This is a genomic window from Nostoc sp. C110, from assembly GCF_043099725.1.
Lineage (GTDB): Bacteria > Cyanobacteriota > Cyanobacteriia > Cyanobacteriales > Nostocaceae > Nostoc > Nostoc muscorum_A.
On record NZ_CP171148.1, the window covers coordinates 6968086 to 6989286 of the forward strand.

General features: G+C 40.0%; 13 protein-coding genes and 1 tRNA gene. 8 read left to right on the forward strand and 6 right to left on the reverse strand.

Annotated elements, in window-relative coordinates:
- Positions 1-40 precede the first annotated feature (40 nt).
- From ACFFRD_RS34920 to ACFFRD_RS34930, 3 genes are all read left to right on the forward strand, one after another.
- Positions 41-1396 (forward strand): ATP-binding protein, encoded by a 1356-nt coding sequence (locus ACFFRD_RS34920; protein WP_392480482.1) that lies wholly within the window; start codon positions 41-43, stop codon positions 1394-1396.
- A gap of 302 nt (positions 1397-1698) precedes the next feature.
- Positions 1699-2988 (forward strand): tellurite resistance TerB C-terminal domain-containing protein, encoded by a 1290-nt coding sequence (locus ACFFRD_RS34925; RefSeq protein ID WP_392480484.1) that lies wholly within the window; start codon positions 1699-1701, stop codon positions 2986-2988.
- Positions 2989-3084: 96 nt separating this feature from the next.
- Positions 3085-4413, forward strand: a complete 1329-nt coding sequence (locus ACFFRD_RS34930; RefSeq protein WP_392480486.1) for an ATP-binding protein — start codon at positions 3085-3087, stop codon at positions 4411-4413.
- Between the two features lie 51 nt (positions 4414-4464).
- Here the strand turns inward: ACFFRD_RS34930 and ACFFRD_RS34935 are convergent, their stop codons facing one another.
- A complete protein-coding gene (locus tag ACFFRD_RS34935) occupies positions 4465-5853 on the reverse strand; it encodes a serine/threonine protein kinase (protein WP_392480489.1) in 1389 nt (462 codons plus the stop codon).
- A gap of 417 nt (positions 5854-6270) precedes the next feature.
- On the opposite strand from ACFFRD_RS34935, the gene ACFFRD_RS34940 reads away from it, so the two are divergent.
- Positions 6271-7875 (forward strand): serine/threonine protein kinase, encoded by a 1605-nt coding sequence (locus ACFFRD_RS34940; protein ID WP_392480490.1) that lies wholly within the window; start codon positions 6271-6273, stop codon positions 7873-7875.
- 106 nt (positions 7876-7981) lie between these two features.
- Here the strand turns inward: ACFFRD_RS34940 and ACFFRD_RS34945 are convergent, their stop codons facing one another.
- The 5 genes from ACFFRD_RS34945 to ACFFRD_RS34965 form a co-directional block, all read right to left on the reverse strand.
- Complete coding sequence (locus tag ACFFRD_RS34945) at positions 7982-9268, reverse strand: sensor histidine kinase (protein WP_392480492.1); 1287 nt, start codon at positions 9266-9268, stop codon at positions 7982-7984.
- The gene (locus tag ACFFRD_RS34950) at positions 9268-12042 is read right to left on the reverse strand and encodes an ATP-binding protein (protein WP_392480494.1); all 2775 of its coding nucleotides are present in this window, start codon (positions 12040-12042) and stop codon (positions 9268-9270) included. The genes ACFFRD_RS34945 and ACFFRD_RS34950 overlap by 1 nt, the downstream gene beginning before the upstream one ends.
- A 748-nt stretch (positions 12043-12790) precedes the next feature.
- Positions 12791-13972 (reverse strand): CapA family protein, encoded by a 1182-nt coding sequence (locus ACFFRD_RS34955; RefSeq protein WP_392480496.1) that lies wholly within the window; start codon positions 13970-13972, stop codon positions 12791-12793.
- Positions 13973-14165: 193 nt separating this feature from the next.
- Positions 14166-14250 (reverse strand) — tRNA-Ser (locus ACFFRD_RS34960).
- A gap of 1190 nt (positions 14251-15440) precedes the next feature.
- Positions 15441-17921 (reverse strand): VIT domain-containing protein, encoded by a 2481-nt coding sequence (locus ACFFRD_RS34965; protein ID WP_392480498.1) that lies wholly within the window; start codon positions 17919-17921, stop codon positions 15441-15443.
- A gap of 212 nt (positions 17922-18133) precedes the next feature.
- Between ACFFRD_RS34965 and ACFFRD_RS34970 the strand changes: the two genes are divergently transcribed.
- From ACFFRD_RS34970 to ACFFRD_RS34985, 4 genes are all read left to right on the forward strand, one after another.
- Complete coding sequence (locus ACFFRD_RS34970) at positions 18134-18667, forward strand: hypothetical protein (protein WP_392480500.1); 534 nt, start codon at positions 18134-18136, stop codon at positions 18665-18667.
- A 12-nt stretch (positions 18668-18679) separates the two neighbouring features.
- Positions 18680-19120, forward strand: a complete 441-nt coding sequence (locus ACFFRD_RS34975) for a hypothetical protein (RefSeq protein WP_392480501.1) — start codon at positions 18680-18682, stop codon at positions 19118-19120.
- 11 nt (positions 19121-19131) lie between these two features.
- Positions 19132-19581, forward strand: coding sequence for an HNH endonuclease (locus ACFFRD_RS34980; protein WP_392480503.1), 450 nt, complete (start codon positions 19132-19134; stop codon positions 19579-19581).
- A 107-nt stretch (positions 19582-19688) separates the two neighbouring features.
- Positions 19689-21194, forward strand: coding sequence for an NB-ARC domain-containing protein (locus ACFFRD_RS34985; protein WP_392480505.1), 1506 nt, complete (start codon positions 19689-19691; stop codon positions 21192-21194).
- The last annotated feature ends 7 nt before the right edge of the window (positions 21195-21201 follow it).

The following is a 21201-nucleotide window of genomic DNA, read 5'->3' on the forward strand; positions in this document are numbered from 1 at the left end:
AATTTACCATAGCTAAATAGCTATACCACACAGTTGATTGATGGATAATCAAGCGATGCCAATAACAAGTACTACCTCATATACAAAAGTCCAATATCTCCAGCGTCAAGCGGCCTCACTTTTACTGTACCAGTCTGTTCTTCAAGGCGAAGTGGGGATAGCATTTCTGGAACTGTTGCAAGCTATACGTTACACTGACTCTGATGCACGGGGTTGTCTCCAAGCCTACGGTCGTTACTTCCACGCTTTAGCTGCTAAAAATCAAAACTGGGAAGACTATTTAATTACTCAACTTCTCTTCTCTAATAATCCTTTTACAAAACTGGCGCAAGTGAAAGAATTTGAAGAATTACCCCCAGCTTTAGTAGCAGCAGTGCAGCATGATTTACAAATATTACAAAGTCTCTATGAATGTAGCAGCGCCTCTTTGAGTGAGTGGATACAAAGCGTAGCTCACATGCCGATTTCGCCGGTAGTGTGGTATAAAGAGCAAGAATTCGTAGGAGTAGAGACAAAGTTCGCTACATATTTACAAGACTTAGACAATTGGGGTGATGCTGTAGAAGAGTTGGCGGCTTATTATCGGCAATGTGGCTCTGGTTTATTTGCAGAATATCGCGCTTTACGTTGGCAAGCTGGGCAGTTTATCGGTATCCGATATTCTGACCCGGTTAAGTTGAGTGCGCTTGTAGGTTACGAGTCTCAAAAAGATGCTTTGTTAAAAAATACAGAGTTTTTATTATCAGGAGAGATGGCACTTCATGTATTACTTTACGGTAGTCGTGGTTCTGGCAAATCTTCTTTAGTGAAATCTTTGTTAAATGAATATAGCGAGCGTAGTCTCCGCTTATTGGAAGTGACAAAATCTGATTTAAAAGACTTACCTGAAATTGTGGAACATTTACGAGGAATGTCACAAAAATTTATTATCTTTGTCGACGATCTTTCCTTTGAAGAAGATGATGATGCCTTTAAAGCGCTCAAGGTAGTTTTAGAAGGTAATTTAACCGCGCGGCCGCAAAATGTAGTTGTGTATGCTACTTCCAATCGTCGCCATCTGATTCGGGAGTTCTTTGTGGATCGACCTACCCCCAAGGATAATGAGGAAATCCATGCTTGGGATACGATGCAGGAGAAGCTTTCGTTTAGCGATCGCTTTGGTTTAACCTTGACCTTTGAACCAGCCGATCAGAAAACTTATTTGAAGATAGTACAACATCTAGCAGCACAAGCTGAAATTAATATTACCCAAGAAGATTTGGAGTTTCAAGCATTACAGTGGGCAACTCGCCACAATGGTCGTTCTGGACGCACAGCACGGCAGTTTGTTGATTTTTTAAAAGCAGATTTAAGACTTTTTTATGCAAATAACAATACATCCAATACTTCTGATTAAAATTAATTTATTGATGATTAAAAATTTCTGTTAGTTACATAACGATATGATGCACCAGTAACTAAAAACTAGATATTTCAAAAATACTATGATACAAAACTTTGGAAAAATGCCTTGTTTAACCAAACACAATCACCTGTGTATTCTAATTTGTAATTACATTCGCGTATCTGCCAATGTAATTACGAATTACGTAGCTTGCTTGTCGCCTTCTCTACGAAACGCTACGCCAATGGCGAGTATTACGAATTAGTATGAAACTTACTTATTCTGATAATTTCACTACGCTAAAAACGAGCAATATGCAATCAGTAACGATCAGCAATCGATTTATACTAGGAATAGTTGCCTTTAGTGTGAGTTTTGGTCTTAGTCTCGTCCCAAGCTGGGATTTTAATAAAGCTTTTCTCACAGGTTTAATTACAGCCGCTACTATCTATACAACAGCATTATTTGTAGATAAGCGGCGGAGAAATTATGAAATGTTTGTTTTAGGTTCTCTCCGTAAACGAATTAAAGAAATGGAGGGGTTGAAAGCTCGCGTTGTCAGAGAAATAAATCAAATCGAAGAACATCATAATTTATTATATGCAGAGTCACAGCAACTCCAAAATCAAGTCACAGAAAGCCGTAACCAAAGAGATAGTTTACACCGAGAATTAAGAACATTTGCCGGGCAAAAAAAACAGCTAGAAACTGAAATAAATACTCTGCAAATTGAAATTAATAACTTGCAGAAAAATCAAACAGAATTGAACAATGCTTTTTCTATACTTACAGCAGAAAAGCGTCGTCTAGAGTCGAATTGTAATGTATCTCGTGCTGAAATCACACAATTGCAAAGCCAAATTTCAGAACTCCAGCAAGAGAAACAAGAAGTTGAAAGTAATTTAACTCTTTTAGGTAGACTCAAACCCCAATTAGAAGAAAAACTATACGAACTGCGAATTGCAATTCAAGAGTTAGAAGTTGAGACAACCCAAAAAAATCAGTTGCTGGTAGCGACAAAAACCGAAAGAGAAAATATTCAAGCTATCCTACATTCTTCACAAACCCAACTAGCAGAACACAAAGCCGAATTACAGCAGTTGCAAGGGCAAATTTCATTATTGCAAGAAGAACGAGATTCATTGCAAAATCAAGTATGGGAATTACTCCAACAACTAGAAACATTTAATCAAGAACCTTTAGCTGATAATTTCCCAGAAGATGAGACTGAATTGTTTCCTTTTTCTGAAATAATGGAAACTACAGCAGTCATAAATAAATCAGAAATTGATACATCAGAGAATATACCTGAAGAATGGACTAATTTTTTAGAAAATCTCCCAGGATACGAACTACAAGTATTAAAAGCGATAGTCGAGCAAGATAATCCCAAGGCTGCTATAAAAAAAATTGCCGAAGCCAATATCACTATGCCGAATCTTTTAATCGATTCTATAAATGAACGGGCAAATGATACTATTGGGGAATTAATAATTAACTCAGATTCGGAAATTCCAGAAGTTTATCATGAGCATATTACCCATGTCAAAAAAATGATTGCAACGCATGAAAGTCTCATGGCTAGACATGCATCGACAAATTAAAATATTATTGCCGTCGTAAGGTTAATAGTAAGGTGAATATGTACCTTACCTATTTACTGTGTGCTTATGCGTTTAGAATAAAAAGAAGTGTAATACATGGCAAAGCTCAAAATCTCGAAAAAAATTTCCACTGGTTTAATCAATTCCCTTGGTGCGGGAGTAGTACCAAGAGTAGGAGTTGAATATATCGCAGTAGGTCGAGAAAAAGAACTAAAAAGCCTATTACAAAATCTTGATGATATTGCAGAAGGTGTCGCCGCATTTCGCTTCATAATTGGTAACTACGGTTCCGGGAAAAGTTTTTTATTGCAACTACTTCGCAACCGCGCTATGGAGCAAGGTTTTGTAGTAGCGGATGCTGATTTATCCCCTGAACGGCGATTAGCTGGGAGCAACAATGAAGGTGTAGCCACTTATAGAGAATTAATGAGCCACCTAGCTACAAAAACTCGCCCTGATGGTGGTGCTTTAGTCTCGATTTTAGAAGGATGGATTAATAAAATTCAACAAGAAGTGGTTAAAGAAACTGAAATGCGTCCCAATGACGATGGTTTTGATGACAAAGTTGAATTAAAAATTAGGGAAGTAGTTCAATATATTGAAGATTTAGTTCACGGTTTCGATTTTGGTAGCGTGATTATCGCTTATTGGCGTGGCTACCGAATGGATGATGATAATTTAAAAAATGCGGCGATGCGCTGGCTGCGCGGAGAATTTACTACTAAAGTTGAGGCAAAAGCAGCTTTAGGAGTGCGCGTCATTATTGATGATGATAGTTGGTATGACTATATAAAACTGTTTGCGAAATTTGTCGCTGAAATTGGTTATAAAGGACTATTAATTTTAGTTGATGAAGCCGTACATCTATATCAAATATCTACTACGGTAACGCGGGAAAAGAATTATAATCGACTCCTGGCAATGTTTAACGATACCATGCAATGTAAAGCAGAACATCTTGGTATTGTTGTTGGTGGAACAACTAAATTTTTAGAAGACCCCAAACGCGGACTTTTTGCAGACCAAGCTTGGCAAAGACGCACAAAAGAAAGCCGTTTTGTTGCCCAAGCTAATGTTCAAGAAAATTCAGGGCCAGTGATTCGGCTAAATCCGTTGAGTGAAGCAGAAATATTGACCCTTTTACAACGTTTAGTTGAGATTCATGCACTCAATTTTGGGTATGAACAGACTTTGACAAATCGTGAGTTGAAGGAGTTTGTGCAAGAAATTATTAATCGCTTGGGTGCAGAAGCTTTACTGACACCAGGAGAAATTGTGCGAGATTTTATGAGTGTGCTGAATATTCTTCACCAAAATTCAGGAATTGCATTCGGTGAATTAATTCATGGCTCTAAATTTAAACCTACTGCTATGGGTAAGAATGCAAATATAGACGACGATGGCGCAGCCGAATTTAGTTTGTGATTAATGATGAAGAGACTAAACAATAAAAGTAAGCACATTACTCTACAAAGTTTATTTTTTTGTAATTGGTAAGCCTAGCCAATCGCTAAGTTCATGAGCTAGCCAATCAAGTTCCAAAAGAGTTACAGTAAAAATATCGAGTTCATTACTGGAAATTACATATTTTTTTATACCAGCCCATATCGTTAAATAATATTTATTGAAATCACTTTTGTTTATATCTAAACGTAGAATCTCTTGTCTAGAACTTGGAAGCGGATTGTGACGCTCAAGCTTAAATATTTTATAAATCAAATAAATCTGTTGCCGATTTATGTAAAGTCGCTTTCGCCCAAATACACATATACAAATCAGAATAAAAGCTACTGGGGAAATTACTAAAATACCTCTAAGTAAACTACTCCCATCACCTCCTAAAAGCGGAATACCCATCATAAAAAGTATAAAAAAGTAGAGAATTATAAATGTAAGTGTTTGAATAGATAATAATCCTGCCCCTGGAATTATGATATCTATAAAACTAGCATTCTTCTTCAACAAAATTTTACTACCAAGAGGTTTTTTAGGAATTGAATTAATTGCCCTTCCACTAAGCTGACTCTGATTATCCTCTTCTCCTTCCTCTAAGGTTCGCATAGCATCTTCAGTGGAAGGCAAGCGTTGACTCATAATAGGTTCTGTCATCTGCCTTAACCAACTGCTAAAACCAAGACTAATATTAGCAGCCTGTTCAAATTCAATTCGTAGGTCTGTTTGTGGTAAATCGCCTGGATGCTGACCTGTTACTAAATAAATTAAAGTTGCTCCCAAACTGTAAAGGTCAGAAGCGCAGGTAGCTCTACCATTAAATTGTTCTGGTGGCATATAGCCGTAACTTCCCACAACTGTCATAGTGCTGCTTGTTCTGGCGATGGTTTGCACTGAACCAAAATCTACTAAGTAGACTTCACCCACACTATTAGCAGAGCGATTTGTTAATAGAATATTACTTGGTTTGATATCACGATGAATTACGGCCGGTTGACGACCATGCAAATATTTGATAATTTCTAGAATGGCTTTTGCTAGTTCTTTAACTTCTTCTTCACTGAAACTACGCCCAGCTTTGAGTTGTGCTTCTAGAGATTGGGCTGGAATATAACTTTGTACGAGTGCAAATCCTCTACTGTTGGGTGAATCTAGCTCAAAGTAGTCAAGGTAGTGGGGAATAGCTGGGTGGGAGAGTGCTTTGAGAGTTTCAGCTTCGCGCTCAAACAGCTTGAGGTCGTTCCATTCAAACTCATTACCAAAGGTTAGTATTTTGACTACTACTAATTCTTGAGTTTGTAAGTCACGAGCTAGCAGCGATCGCCGTCCGGCTTTTTTGCTTAGTTCCTGTTGCACTTGATACCTTTCCAACAGGATTTCTTGGTTAAAATCTGGCGATTCATGATTTGTCATTTGCTAGTGACTCCAAAGCTTTATCGCTTTTATAGCTTTCCTGCTTGCTTCTGACCTACTGTAAGATTACTTATGTCCTGAATTAGGACGAAATTAAAGCGTCAATTAAGAAACTATGTTGTAGCAACTAGCGCGTCGAGTCGTATTTTCTCCCTGACATTACGGATGTAGCAGATAGCTTAAGTCTTTTTCCTACTTCAGAATTTCTTTACTCCCGCGTTATCATCTGAAAAAGATAAAACTTTTGTGAGGTGGGGAGGTTTTCTCGCTTAGGGAGTTCCGACAACTAAATCATCCCGTAGAATAGACAGGTAATAAACCCTGCCTCATATAAAATACGGAAAAATTTTAGAAATAGAAATTCCTCAAGACTCAGGACTCGCTATTTATCTGCTCACTCAGGATTCAGGACTCTTTATGTTAGCAGGCACAATTTTGCAAGATGGAAAATATACCCTAATTCAAGAAATAGGGCGGGGTGGCTTTGGTATTACATTTAAAGCTACCCATCACTACTTGGGCCAGGAGGTGGTGATGAAAACCATCAATGAACGGCTGCGACAACATCCTGATTTTGCGAAATTTGAGCGCCAATTCCAAGATGAAGCCAGACGATTAGCTACGTGTATTCATCCAAATATAGTCCGAGTCAGTGACTTTTTTGTGGAAGCTGGACTGCCTTACATGGTAATGGAATACATTCGTGGCGAAACCTTGGGAGACGCATTTGTATTACCAGGAATAACTTTGCCTGAAGCCACAGCAATTCATTACATTCGGCAAATTGGAGCAGCTTTACAGGTAGTACATAACAATGGTTTGCTGCACCGAGATGTCAAACCAGATAATATTATTCTTCGTCAAGGAACACAAGAAGTAGTACTAATTGATTTTGGCATTGCCAGGGAATTTAATGGCAATGTCAGACAGACTCACACTGGTCTGGTTTCTGAAGGTTATTCTCCAATTGAGCAGTATTTGACACAAGCGCCGCGCACACCCGCCACAGATGTTTATGGTTTAGCCGCAACTTTGTATGCACTGTTGACAGCACAAGTACCTATGCCAGCATTATTGCGCGATCGCGAACAAATGCCTTCTCCCCGCGAATTGCAACCACATTTGAGTGCTGCTGTCAATCAGGCAATAATGCGTGGTATGGCGGTGGAGTCTCGTTTTCGACCAGCGACAGTTGCTGAGTGGTTACAACTCCTACCTGGAAATGAGGGGCTGATGACATCGGAAGCCTTAGCAACTTATGCAGTCCCAACTGTCAATTTATCTGCCCAACAAGCTGCAACTTTACTTGGGAAAACTGGCCAAAATCGCCTTCATAAGCCATCTGTGGTGGCACAGCCCAACCAAGGCATCGCTAAAGAAAATCCACTGGCAAAAAAACCGGGATCATCTCAAATACTAATGGGTGTAGGTGTAGCCTTGATTGCTGCTACCGCAGGTTTTGGCATCACTAGCATTTTACCCAAATCTCAGCCGCAGCCAACCACAAAGCCGCTTTTTGAACAGCCTACTCAACAGCCAGCCGCGAAAGCACCTAGCTTAGAAAATGGTGAAGAGACTAACACCACCTCAAGAACAGAATCAGCACCTCTTTCTAATTCCAAGCAGCGCCGACGTAATCGCCGTTCTTCCCCCGAAGAAACTCCTAGTAGCCCTACAGGAGAATCACAACGGGGCGATTTGCAGCAATCTCCATCTTCACCTAGCGTTTCCCCCACACCCTCGCTAGTGGAAAAACTACGGGCGATCCGGTCATCTCGTAGTGCTTCCCCCGCACCATTGCCACAAAATAACTCACCCGCCTCTAATCAGAATTCTGCTTCCCCCCAATTGGTAATTCCACCAAATTCTGTGGTTATACCAGCAGCACCACCGACACAATCCAAACAGTCAGATCCCTCTGCTGTAGTAGTACCAACATTGGAAAAGCAAAATTCACCAACTGATAATCAACCCCAGAGCGATCGCAAATTACCGGAAAAGCTACAAGATGACAATAATTAGTCAATTTTAGATTTTTTCTGCACAGCCCAAAAAGGGGATTTTCTGTATCAAGAAGTACTTGGGAGTTACCCTTCCGTGACAGATGTAGGTATACCTTTGCTCTCCTTTAACCCAGAATCGGTATGGTAATCAAAAATTCAGTTCCCTTACCGGGTGTAGAATTTACAAAAAGCAACCCATTATGTTTTTCTGTGATGATTTGATGAGCGATCGCTAACCCTAAACCGGTTCCTTGACCAACAGCTTTAGTAGTAAATAAATGGTCAAATATTTTTTCTTTGACTTGTTCGCTCATCCCGATACCATTATCCGCAATTGCAACTTGAATTTGGTTATCTTTGACTCTAGTTTTTATGATAATGCGGTTAGGATTGGCTTGAATTTCCTTAAAAGTGCGTCCATTATTCGAGTCTTCTAATGCATCAATGGCATTCGCCAAAATATTCATAAATACCTGATTTAACTGACCCGGAAAACATTCAATTTGGGGCAAATCACCATAATCAGTGATCACATCAATAGCGGGGCGTTCTTCATTTGCTTTCAGACGATGTTTTAAAATTAAAATTGTGCTGTCAATGCCATCATGAAGGTTGCAAAGAACGGGGCGCTCGGTGTCAGCACGAGAAAAGGTTCTGAGACTAGTGCTAATATCTGTAATTCGCCTCACTCCTTCACGCATCGAGCCGACTAGTTTAGGAAGATCCTCACGGATATAATCGAGGTCAATGGTTTTAATCTCGTTTTGAATTGTAGTACTGGGCTGTGGATATTCCTGTTGATAAAGGTCAACTAATCCAAAAATATCGTTGATATACTCTAGAGCCGGCTCGATGTTGCCGCTCAAGAACCCAATGGGATTATTAATTTCATGGGCGACTCCTGCGACTAAGTTGCCCAAAGCAGATAGTTTTTCGCGTTGCACGAGTTGGATTTGTGAGGTCTTGAGTTCTGCCAATGCCTCAGATAGTTGGGTTGTGCGCTCGACCACTTGCTGTTCTAAGCTACGGCTGAGTCGATATAGCTTGGTTTGAGTTTTGACTCGTGCGAGGACTTCTTGCTCAGAAAAAGGTTTGGTGATGTAGTCTACGGCTCCCAATTCTAGAGCGCGGACTTTGTTCGTGGTATCCGAAAGTGCAGTCATAAAAATAATCGGGATATGGCTGGTGGCGGGGTTGCTTTTGAGGCGTTGACAGGTTTCAAAGCCGTCAATTCCCGGCATCATCACATCCAATAAGATCAGATCGAGTTCCTCGTTAAGCTGTGCTTGTTCGATCGCGCTAAGTCCATCCAGAGCGATCGCTACTTCAAAGCCAGCATCTTCTAAGGTGCTGGAAATGACTTCCAAATTGGTGGGCATATCATCCACAATCAAGATCAAGCCATTGCTCATTAACTTGCTCCTGCCCCTAAATAGGCTTGGATCAACTGGTGAATCTGCTTTGGCTGAAATTGTTGAGCCAGTTTGACGATCTGTTGAGAAAAGGGTTGGTAGATGCGATCGCGTTGCTCTAGCTGTTCCGCCATCTCAATGACTTTTTTTAACCGCCCTTGTTGCACCAGTTTGAGGAGTTTTTGTAAGTCTTCTAGCGGCGGTACTTGATCGGGTGCAAAGCTTGTAGAGTCAGCTTTCAGCCAACTAGCCTCGATATTTGCAGTTTCTCCATTGCTTGGGGTTTCATACTGCCAAACTAGATTTAAAAACTTTTCCAAAGTTGCGAATAACTCATCAGCATGGACGGGTTTTGGTAAGAAGTCATTCGCGCCTGCATTGATGCTCATTTGCTGATCGATTTCTGCCACGGATGCTGAAGAGACAATCACTTTGTGATGTTGTAAATCGGCTGATTTGTGGAGATGTTTCAGCATCTCGAAGCCATTCATCACAGGCATGGCAATATCGGTGATGATTAAATCGGGGTGGTGCTGTTGAGCTTGAGCTAACCCTTCTTTACCATTTTCCGCTTCTAGCAAATTGAAACCCAGAGGCTCTAGTAAGTTAACAATCACCGACCGATTTTCCCAGCGATCGTCAATGACTAAAATGCTGCGTTTTGACCCTTCGTAGCCAATGATTTGCTTGCCAGAGCTATTAGCGCTTTGTTGCACCCAATCGGTGGCGATCGGTAATTCCACTTCAAAAAAGAACTCACTCCCCGCACCAAGTTCACTCTTCAACTGAATTTTCCCACCCATAAGTTGGATGATGCTTTGACTGATTGCTAGCCCTAAGCCAGTGCCTTCTGCCTGGCGTTTCTGCTCCCCAACTTGTTCAAAGGGTTGGAAGAGTTGGTATACCTGATCGGCGGCGATACCTACTCCAGTATCTAGAATTTGAAATTTGATTCGGGGTATGGAAACATCTGCATTGGTCTTCAGCACCTCGACTTTGAGAGTCACACAGCCCTGGTCAGTGAATTTAATTGCGTTGCCTAGAAGGTTGAGCAGAACTTGGCGCAGACGTTTTTCGTCAGCCTCAATGCCTATAGGAAAGTTATCATCGGGCTGATAAACAAAGTCGATGCCTTTTTGGTCAGCCCGGACGCGGCAAATTTCCACAATTCCTTGCAAAAAGGCGGGAAAATGGATGGCTTTGGGGATGAGTTCGAGTTTGCGGGCTTCGATTTTGGATAGGTCTAAGATATCGTTGATCAGTGTCAGAAGATGAGAGCCGCACTGATGAATAATATTCACCCCATGACGTTCTTTATCGGGTAGAGATTTGGAGCGATTTAGAATTTGGGCAAAGCCAAGAATGCCGTTGAGTGGTGTACGTAGCTCATGGCTCATGTTGGCCAGAAATTCACTTTTGGCATGGTTTGCACTGTCTGCTACTTCTTTCGCCTGTTGAAGTTCAACCGTGCGTTCGGCAACGCGATCTTCGAGTTCGGTGAAGGAGGTTTTGAGCTGGGCCGCCATTTGATTAAACGATCGCGCCAATGCTTCTAGTTCATTGATGCCTTTCACTTCTACGGTGCGATCAAGGTCTCCAGTGGCGATCGCTTCACTCGCTTGCTGCAATTGTAGGATGGGATCGGTAATCCAGCGCGAGGTATAGATACCTATAATGGTTGCCAAACCCAACGCACCCAAACAGAGCAAAATCGTGTTGCGCGTATTGGCATCAATTTGTGCCATAAAGTCCGATTCCGGCACGACAACTACGCTCAACCAGTCGATGCCGCGTCCGTCTCGAATCGCTGAAACTTGCACAAACTGTCTTCCAGTTGGCAGCTTGAAATCAATCTGTTGACTCTCTTGAATGGCATTGAAACTACGAAATCGATCAAGAATAGCTTGTGCCGTGGCGCTAATTACAGGGCTTTCAGATTTGACGGCAGGAATTTGTTGCAAAGTCTTCTCTTTGAGATTGATGATATAGGGGTCTGGAAGCCTTGAACTTGCGATCAGGTCGCCTGAGCGATCAATGATAAAAGTTTGTCCCGTTTGACCCACCTTTAGCGTATTAAGAAAATGATGAATTTTGTTAATCCGAAAAAGATTATTTTGAACTCCCAAGAACACGCCATTGCTGTTGTATATGGGTTGGGTTAGAGAAATTGAAGGGATTTTAATCGAGTTGCCTAAAAAAGGCTTTGTCCAGGTTGGTTTTCCGGCTGCCTGTGCAGTTTTATACCAGGGTCGAGTTCGAGGGTCAAAATTAGCTATAGTTTCTATCAATGCAGTCCGTTGACCTTTATCATCAAGTTGGTAGATTTGGCGCTGAGGTAGATCCTTTTTGTTCCCAATCAAAGCCACGATGCCTTTATTCGGTAAATCCTCTACTTGTATACTCGTGCCGTCAGCCATCGCAATTTGCATAAATTCAACTATATCTTGGCTGACTAACCGCCAAAAAGGCCGTTCTAGTTTGGTGACATCAGTTAAATCAAGCTGTCCCTCTTGAGCAGTTGCGACGATCACTTGTCCAGTCACATAAGGTCTTTCCAAATAGTCCAGGACTTGCAGGTTGAGGCGATCGCTCATCTCTTGACGTAACTGACCAGAAACATCATTGACTGCCTTCTGCCCATTCCGCAAGGAAATATACCCCGTTAGCCCAACGGCTGCAAAGATTTGCAGGACAAATGGAACAATCAAGAGCGATCGCAATGGCAAACGGTGAATCAAGCTACGAGCTATGATTTTTTTTGAAAAGGAAGACATAACTGCTGACTCCTATAAACTGGCAATGCTGAAGTGTGCTATCGCCCTTATCAGTACCCAATAAATTACAAAACTTGGTTTCAAGACTTTTAAATACTCCGGTTAGCCGATGAACAATAATTTTTACTTAATAAATCTATATTTCTCAGCTATATTCATCAGTATTGCGAATAACTCCAGCAAATTATTCTCCACCATAATGCGCTACTCAATTAGGAGAGTTTCTGATTTTATTTTTGACTGTAATATTCACTTTTACTAAGTAGATATCTCCCTCGATACGTCTATACTTATCATTACAAAATCTAAGATAATCTAAATTAAATAAAACTACTATCCCATACGATTTTACAAATTAAGTTTTGTAATCTTCCGAAAATTAGTACTTATATTATTTGCCATATTTTCCAAAATAAACGCCGTATTTATACGTGAATTCAAACTGGACTTATTCTGTTGTATATGAACATAAACCAGTTATTGCTAGCCTTTATAAAAGAGCCATTGCTTAACAATTTTTCTTGCTGCGAGCTAGCTTTTTATAGCCTTAAAAATTATTGCTGCTGATATTTACCAGTTTTTCCTCCGTAATTATATCAGCTAATCAGGAAAATCCTGAAACGTTTCAGGATTTTCCTGATGGGGCTTTTCGTGATTCCAAATTAATCTTATAAAGACTGATCAAATTAATATTTCATTATGTAATTTTTATTATAAAAATCACGAGTGAATTTTGTTTTCTTGCTAGCTAAATTCCTGATTTCTTTTTCTTTACAACGACTTCCCCTTTTTTATTAATTTTTACAGGATTTTTTGGAAAAGCTTGATTATTCAAAGAACGTATAAGTTTCACAGTCCGAAAATGTTGATCGATTTGAGGGATTCCTTGCTGATTCATCCGCACAGGGATAATTTTACTTGATATCAGATTTCCCACAGAGTTGAGTTTGACTTCTAAAATCATCGAGTCACCCGTCTGGGCATTTGTAGATAAAGTCCGATATCCTAGAAAGTTTCCTAAAGAATAGGCAATTATTTTTCCCTTATAAATTTCCATCGCTCTCGGAACATGAGGTCCATGTCCTAGTACTAAATCTGCTCCCGCATCAATCATATTTCGAGCAAACTGGATTGAATTACCTCGGTTTTCTCCATAAAAAAACTCTGTCTGATTCTTAACATGTAGTGCCCCAGTCCCTTCGGCTCCAGCGTGCATCGATACTACTACAATCTTTGCTTTCTTTTTTGCTTCTGCTACAAGTGCTTGGGCTGCTCCTAAATTATGGATGGAATTATACATTTCATAAGGAGAAAACCCAACCATTCCCACAGGGATATTGTTAGCTTTCAAATAGAGAATTTGATTTTTATGACCTAATGTTGCAATGCCCACAGCCTCAAGATTTTTCTTTGTATCTTTGAACCCTACCGGGCCGAAATCCATTGCATGGTTATTTGCCATATTAAACACATTAAAACCAGCCTCAGCAAATAGCCGAGCATATCCAGGTGGAGAGCGAAAAGCAAAGACTTGTCCTCTACTAGTATCTTTAGTAGTGTAAGGATAATTAGTTAAGCTACTTTCAAAGTTACCAAATAAAATATCTGATCCTTGCAAGTGGGATCTCACTGACTTTGGTAATAATTGATCTCGGAACCGGGGCAATCTATAGTTAGGAAAATTAGTGCCGGGAATAATATCTCCAACAGCTTTGATAGTAATAATACCTGAAGAAATTTGCTGTTTTGGTGTTAATAACCTAGGTTCAGGAATAGCAAAGGGTAATGATACAGGTTCAGTGGGTGTAGTCGCAGCGTTTAATTGCTGTGATTGCCCAAGCCGAATAACGACTCCTACACTAATACCCAGATATAAACAGATACTGATAAAACTAAATGAAAACCCTTTCTCCAGGCTGAGATTTGCCATCGTTCACTCCTCACACAATGGCATTAGTTTATCCCAAAAATTTGTCTTGGCGCTGTATATTTTAGTGTTTTTGGGCAATATTTGACTCAGTAGACACGTAAATATGAGAACGTTTCACTTGCAACTAATTATACGTGCCAGTTTTCAAGCCAAACACAATTTGTTTGTCCAGTTCTTCAGAAATATTTTTAAACGGAGAGGGGGGGATTCGAACCCCCGTTGGGTTTCCCCAAAACGCATTTCGAGTGCGTCACCATGAACCGCTCGGACACCTCTCCAGATATTTATTCACGCATTAGAGTATCTATCTTAATATGCAAATGCCGTGAATTGAGGGAAATGTTAGCTCATTTCCTATACTACTATAACATTAGCGCTTTATCTGCGTAACAGAATGCTTCGGAAACACCAAAGGCTAATTACAGCGATTTTCAGGTAAATAGACCCATAGGGTAGGGGCGCAAGACCTTGCGCCCCTAAGACGGATGTGGTTCAAATACATGAAAACTGCTGTAAGGTTTGTAGACATCGAAAAAGACATCACAAATCGGGGATAGAGAGCGTTTATCTCCCTCCCTGGCTTTTTTGATTTTTTCCCCTAGTTCGGTGTTAACACTATGAAAACGCAGACGTAGACCAACTTTGCAAATTTTCGGATCTGTCTAATGAACAATGCCAAGCTCTCGAAGCTGTACTGAAGAACCATTAATTTCTAGATTAGAGTTTATTATTTATTAATAAAAGTGTACAAACTATTGCACCAAGCATATAAACCATAGACGTGTCAGCATCTTTTAAAAGTAAAATATAAAACAGAGACAACACTACAAAAACAAGTACCGTAATTTTCAACATAAAACTTAACAATTTCAAACATAACTACGAAGAAAATACATCAGAAGTATGTCTTACGTTTTTTGAAATTGTTGCTTTCAGAAAAAATATTTCAATTTTTAATAGCATTTAAGACTTCAGTATAGATAAATTATTGAACCTCTATTCTTAATATATTTCTGAAGTGAGTGTTTACCTGATTGTAATTATGACAGTTTTTTTTGTGGTAGTAACTAATCTAGACAAAAGTACTTATATCAAGTACTTCTGCTAAAAAAACTGGTTCACAAATCTGAGCCAATTTTGTTGATGAATATTTTTCACTCTTCTTACTTCTTTGAATCTAAAGTATGCCATCAACCGAGCGGTAGCATAAGTCACTTATCTTGCATTACCACTTAGCTCGACTTTATCCATTTTTTGGCAACATTCAAGCTGGCGCTGAAACCTTTGTAGGACAGTAGTTTTACTTTTTAGATTTCAGCTTGAATCAGTGATATGGAAAAAGTTTTTGCCAAAAAGCTAAGGCTTTTGCTCTATAAGGAGAAGCAAGTTCTTAATTTTGGATAAAGTCGAGTTCTGCCTACGCCAACCCTTTTAGCGAGCGCTCTCCACTATATTAATAAAGGAGCGATTAGGGTTGAATCCGAAGTGTTAACAGCACAGTACTGGTGAGAGTCTGGGAGGGTAGCCAAGCCAAAAGCGATCGCTTAATTAATTCAATCACTGTCTGTTCCTTCAGAGATGAAGCCTGTTCATCCAGTACTAACTGTCTCACCCGTCCCCTGCTAACCTGGAATTCAAACACCAAATCACCACCAAAGCCTCTAGGGAGTTGAATTGCTTGCAAGTACTGAGTCAGCAGAGAAATCATCCGCTGATTCAATCCCGTCACGCTCACAACCTGTAAATGAGGGACAGAAGATTCTTCTTTGTGTAAAACTTTTAAATCTTCCAATTGTGGCATCGATTTTTCGGGAACTGATAACAGGCTATCAAGATTACTAAAACCATCATCATCTGCAAATCCGATTTCTGGCTCTGATGCTGGAATATCGCATTCCATCGCTAATGACTCCATTTCTTCAAACCGTTGTATCGGTTTTGCTGGTGCAGGCATTGGGGATGGTGGTAATACAGACATTGGGGATGATACGGGTGGTGCAGATTGTTTCTTTGCTTCCCTGCGACTTCTTGCCATTCCACCGCCAGGAGCAGCACCAAAAGTCACGTTACTAAAAATACCTTCATGACTGATTGCTTCAGGTATTTCTACAGGTACTTGCACAGAGATGAAATCCTGATTGGGATTGACTCTAATATCATCACTGACGGCAACAAAAGCGGTATATTGCGATAACAGTTGATAAGTCAGAGCTGTATCTGTGACTGCTTCCACACCTCCCTTTGTGTCTCCACTAACCATTTGATTCATTAAATCCTTGATGCGGGAACGTCCCCAAAGTTGAGCAATAGCGGGATTACCTGTTTGGGGAAAATTTAGGTGAAAGCTGTGCTGATAACGCCTACCACCCGCAGCAATGCCAGTGATGTGCAACTTTCCAGAATGCGCGTCTGGTTTGCGTCCAAATAGCACTAATGGTTGCTCTGCAAATAAATCTGGTGGTGTAGAAGGATACATAATTGGGGATTCGCCATCACCTTCCCATTGCAATTGGATATTGGCGAGGACTGGATTATTGATTTGGCGGAAGAATTTTTCTACCACCTCATCTACAGGTTCATCGTGACGAATAATCCGAGCAATACCCCGTCCTAATTCTGCAATCCGATTGAGTAAGAAACGATTTACCGAACTACCTGCACCAAAGCTATGAAGGCGGGTTCCTGGCTGGAGACGCTGTTTAACTTCTGCTAAAATTTGGTTTTCGTTACCGATATAGCCATCAGTTAGTAAAACAATATTTCGCAAGCGTCCCGGATTTGTGGCTTTTAAATTTAAGACGGTGCGAATACCGCCTAACATCTCCGTTCCACCGCCAGCGTTTAACCGATTAATATAGTTGATTGCTAATAAACGATTTTGGAAAGTATTAGGAAGAGGAACGGGTGAAAGTTGCTGTGTGGTATCGGAAAAATCAATAATGTTGAAGGTGTCGTCGGGATTGAGTCCATCGATAAAACGACGCATCAATTCCTGACATTGCATTAGTGGTTCGCCACTTTGAGAACCGGAAGAGTCGATGAGAAACACCATATCTTTGGCAACAATCTCATCAGGACGATATTCAAAGGCGGGAATCAGGTAGAGTGCAAAGTGTCCACCCCGTTCATCAGCTTGGGTAAGCGTAGTTGTTTGAGTGTTATTACTACTAACTTGGTAGCGTAAAATTAGGTCTTTATTGGGTATTGTGTCTCCACCAACTAGTTTGACATTTACCAACTGTCCTTCACGGATGATTTGGATTTGGTGAGAGGGTGAGTTAATATCTTGAATCTCAACGCCAGCATTAATTTCGATGGTGACATTAATATCATGACTTGAGCGCATTCCGGCTGGCAAAATGGGAGCGTTTAAGCGGGAAGCATCTGGAACTAAATCGGTATCTTGATTTAAAGTCATGGGTGCAATAGCTGAACCACCCCCGACTGCATCTTCTTCGATGGTGATTCCGGGAATGTAACGGGGGCCAACAACCATTGGGAAGACAAATTCGTAATTTCCACCCTCAAATTTTAGGCTGTCGCTGTAGCGAATAATCACATCAATTTGTTCACCTGGTTTGATGTTTGCTAGGGATTGGGTGAAGATATTATCTCGTTCTTGTTCGAGGAGTCCGGCTGTCTGTCCTTGTTTTCTGGCTTGTTCGTAAATGGCTACAGCTTCTTGGCGTTTTTTGATGCTGCCTTGAATTGTGCGATCGCCTATGCGAATCAGCATATCATCAACGGCGGCTTCATCGGGTAAAGGGAAGATATAAACAGCTTCTAGAGTTGTGGTAAATGGATTTTCAAAGCTTTGGGTAACTTCCACCCGTGAGATGTTACCAGCGATTTTGGCTTTTACTTCGGTGTGTTTGAGGGGAAAAGCAATCTGTTGGCTAGAGTTTTGCAGATATAAGCCACTGGTTTGTTGTTCTAGGGTTTGAGTCATAATATTTACCTGACGCTTTTGTTTGCTGTCTCTAGCGTAGGTGTGTTTTTCTGGGAGATATGCTCAGTTTTATGCTCACTTGATGCTCAGTAGTAGGTTCACTAGTAAATAATGATTTTCGGTAAAATTGCCAGTCTAGTTACTGCATACGTGTTTTATACTAAAATAACGTAACCTAAATCACATTAAACCTACCCTATAAACTTAGAACAGTGAATAAGTCAGAGGCTATTAAGCTACTTGAAGATGAAGGATGGACAACAGCAGATGCTAAACGTGCATTAGAGAAAATTGACTTTAAGACTAATCCTGATGAAATTACTATTCGTAGAGCTATTTCACATTTTGCTGGTTCTGAATTAATCAATCGTCAGCGTCTTCAAGCTGCTCAGAAAGGTTTGGTAACGAAGAAAACAAATGAGCTGGAGCGGAAAGAAAAAGAATATGCTGCAAAAATTGATCAGCTTATAAATTATCAAAGACAGGAAAGGGATAAACGCGAAAACGAAATTCAAAGCTCATACGACAAAAATAATCTTGTAGAAGATAGGCTCAAAGCTATAACTTCTCAAAATAAGGATTTGATTGTTGTAAATGAGCGACTCATGAAAGACAATAAAGACTTAAAAAATTTAGTTGATGAAATTAGACTAAAACTAGCTATAAATACCAAGAAAATTCTTCAGTATGAAGACAGCGAAATTCGGAAAGCGGTAATTCATTTATTCAAATCTACCTTGGGATAAAAAACTAACTCTATGACTAAGCTTAAAACTAAAAAAACAATTTTCAATGGGATGAGTTACCGCGATACGCAACGTGTTAACTCAAAGAATAGAAACAAGCTGAAGCAAGAGGATAGACACTGGCTAAAAATAGAAGGCTACAAGAACGTTGGATGGAATAACCTCATCAGTCTCTATGATAAAATAAAGGATTTTTTAGATAAATATCAATTCGATGATTTGACACTTGAAGAATTATTTTTAGAAGCAGACCGAATTGGAAATAAATATCTCACTTCTCAAGAAATACAAGAAACTAATCACAAGTTAGCTAAAGAAGTAAATGAAATTGCAGAAGAGATAGATAAGCAGTATCCTGATACAGAAATAGAAATTATTGATTTTAGCAATAAAACAAAAAAGACATATAGAAGGCAAGCTAATCAAAAGTCATATAGAACTATCAAATATTAGAGGAAGATCCTGTGAACATTCAAGGAAAAGAACTGAATGAATTATTTAATATTGCAGATAAAATTGGTAGCAAGCGCTATCATAAACTAACTCATCAAGATTTTGAAAATTATAGAAAATTCGATTACTGGCGATATGTTAATGGTGATTATGAGTGTGGTACAACCCAAGAAAGTAAAAATTGGGTGAGAGATAATTCAGACTGGTACTGTCCAATTTGTGGGGACAAGTATTCTGAAAAGGGTGGTAAAACAATAGATCATAAGCTTCCTAGATCGCAGTATCCTTGGTTATCAATGGAATTCAATAATTTCTGGGTCATTTGTCAGACGTGTAACCAAGAAAAGGGTGAGATGCACTGGTATGAGTATGAGCATTATATATTTGTTCGCTATCCTGATTTTTATCTTGGTGTAAAAGTTGCACGTCCTAGTCAGTTACTTCAGTCTCTCAAGGATTAGAAAATGGGTGCATTCCAGTTTTTATTTCGCATACACCCCTTCCTTTGTTGAAAATCATTTCCAGATACCCGACTTATTTAAGAAGTTGGAATCTAAATTATAGAATTATGTCAAACTCGCTGAAAGCATCAACAGCAGGACTAGCAATTGTAGACAAATCCCGTCAACGTCTAGGTTGGACAAAAACTAGCACCGCACGTTGGTGGCAAGATGCCCATACCTCTAGAGCTACTTTACGCCGATTTTGGCAAGGCGATCGCATTCAGCAAGAAATTTTCATTGCGATCTGTCAAGCTGTTGGTATTGGAAACTGGGAAGCGATCGCAGAATTATCCAATGCAGACTTAGAATCTACTGTAGTTATCCCCACACCTGACTTAGATTGCAATGAAGCACCCGATCTCGAAAGCTTCTATGGACGAAATCAGGAATTGGCACAATTAGAAGAATGGCTCACCAGCCAAAACTGTAAATTAGTCACCATTAATGGTATTGCTGGTATTGGCAAAACCGCTCTAGCACTGGCTTTAGTAGACCGTATTCAGTCAAAATTTGATTGTTTAATTTGGAAGTCTCTGCAAACTTCCCCATCTCTGATTTTTCTGCTGAATAGCCTGCTAAACTTCTTTGAGCAAGGCGTTGTGCAGAATATTCAACAAGGTACGACACAACTCATCCAGCAGTTACAAAAACGTCACTGTCTATTGGTATTGGATGGATTAGAGGCTATTTTCTCCCAGCCAGAAAACCTCAACTATGGTCAATTTATCCAACAATTAAGTCGAGAACGGCATCAAAGTTGTATTCTGATTAGCAGCCGCGAACAACCAAAGAATATCGAAATTAATACAAAAACATCTCGCTGTTTAAATCTCAAAGGGTTGCCAAAAGCAGAGGCTAGAGAATTATTACAATCAAGGGGATTTACAGGCAAAGAACTAGGGTTATCAGCATTAATTCAACTTTATCGCGGTAATCCCTTGGCGCTGAAACTGGTAACACCCTTGATTCAGTCTGTATTTGGGGGGAATGTTGCTGCTTTTTTGAGTCAGAATACTTTAATTGTGGGCGATCGCTTGCGTGTGATTCTTAAACAGCAATTTGAGCAACTTTCCGGCTTAGAGCAAGACATTCTCTACTGGTTGGCAATTTGGCAAGAACCTGTCTCATTCTCTCGATTGCAAACCCATTTGCTGATATCCGTTGACCCAGGGATGGTTTTAGAGGGCATTGTAGCCTTAGAAAGGCGATCGCTTTTAGAAAAATGGGTCAGCGATTATGAACCCTCATTTACATTGCAACCCCTAATAATGAAAGTGGTGACAGATGAATTGGTGGAATATGCTGCTCAAGAAATTTATAAAGTTATGCAGAGTAATGATATTCGTCATTTTCAGATATTGCGAACCCATTGGTTGCTACGACCGGGTACTGACGATATTGCAGGCGATCGTATATTAACTCAACTTTGGAAAAAGCTTTGGCATTTATATGGCGCAACTCTTCCACAAATATTTAATCAGATTCTGTTGTTGTTAAATGGTCAATCTCCTTTGGCAATGGGTTACATCAAGAGTAATGTTGCGATCCTCTCAGGAATAGAATCAGTTTAATAAAAAA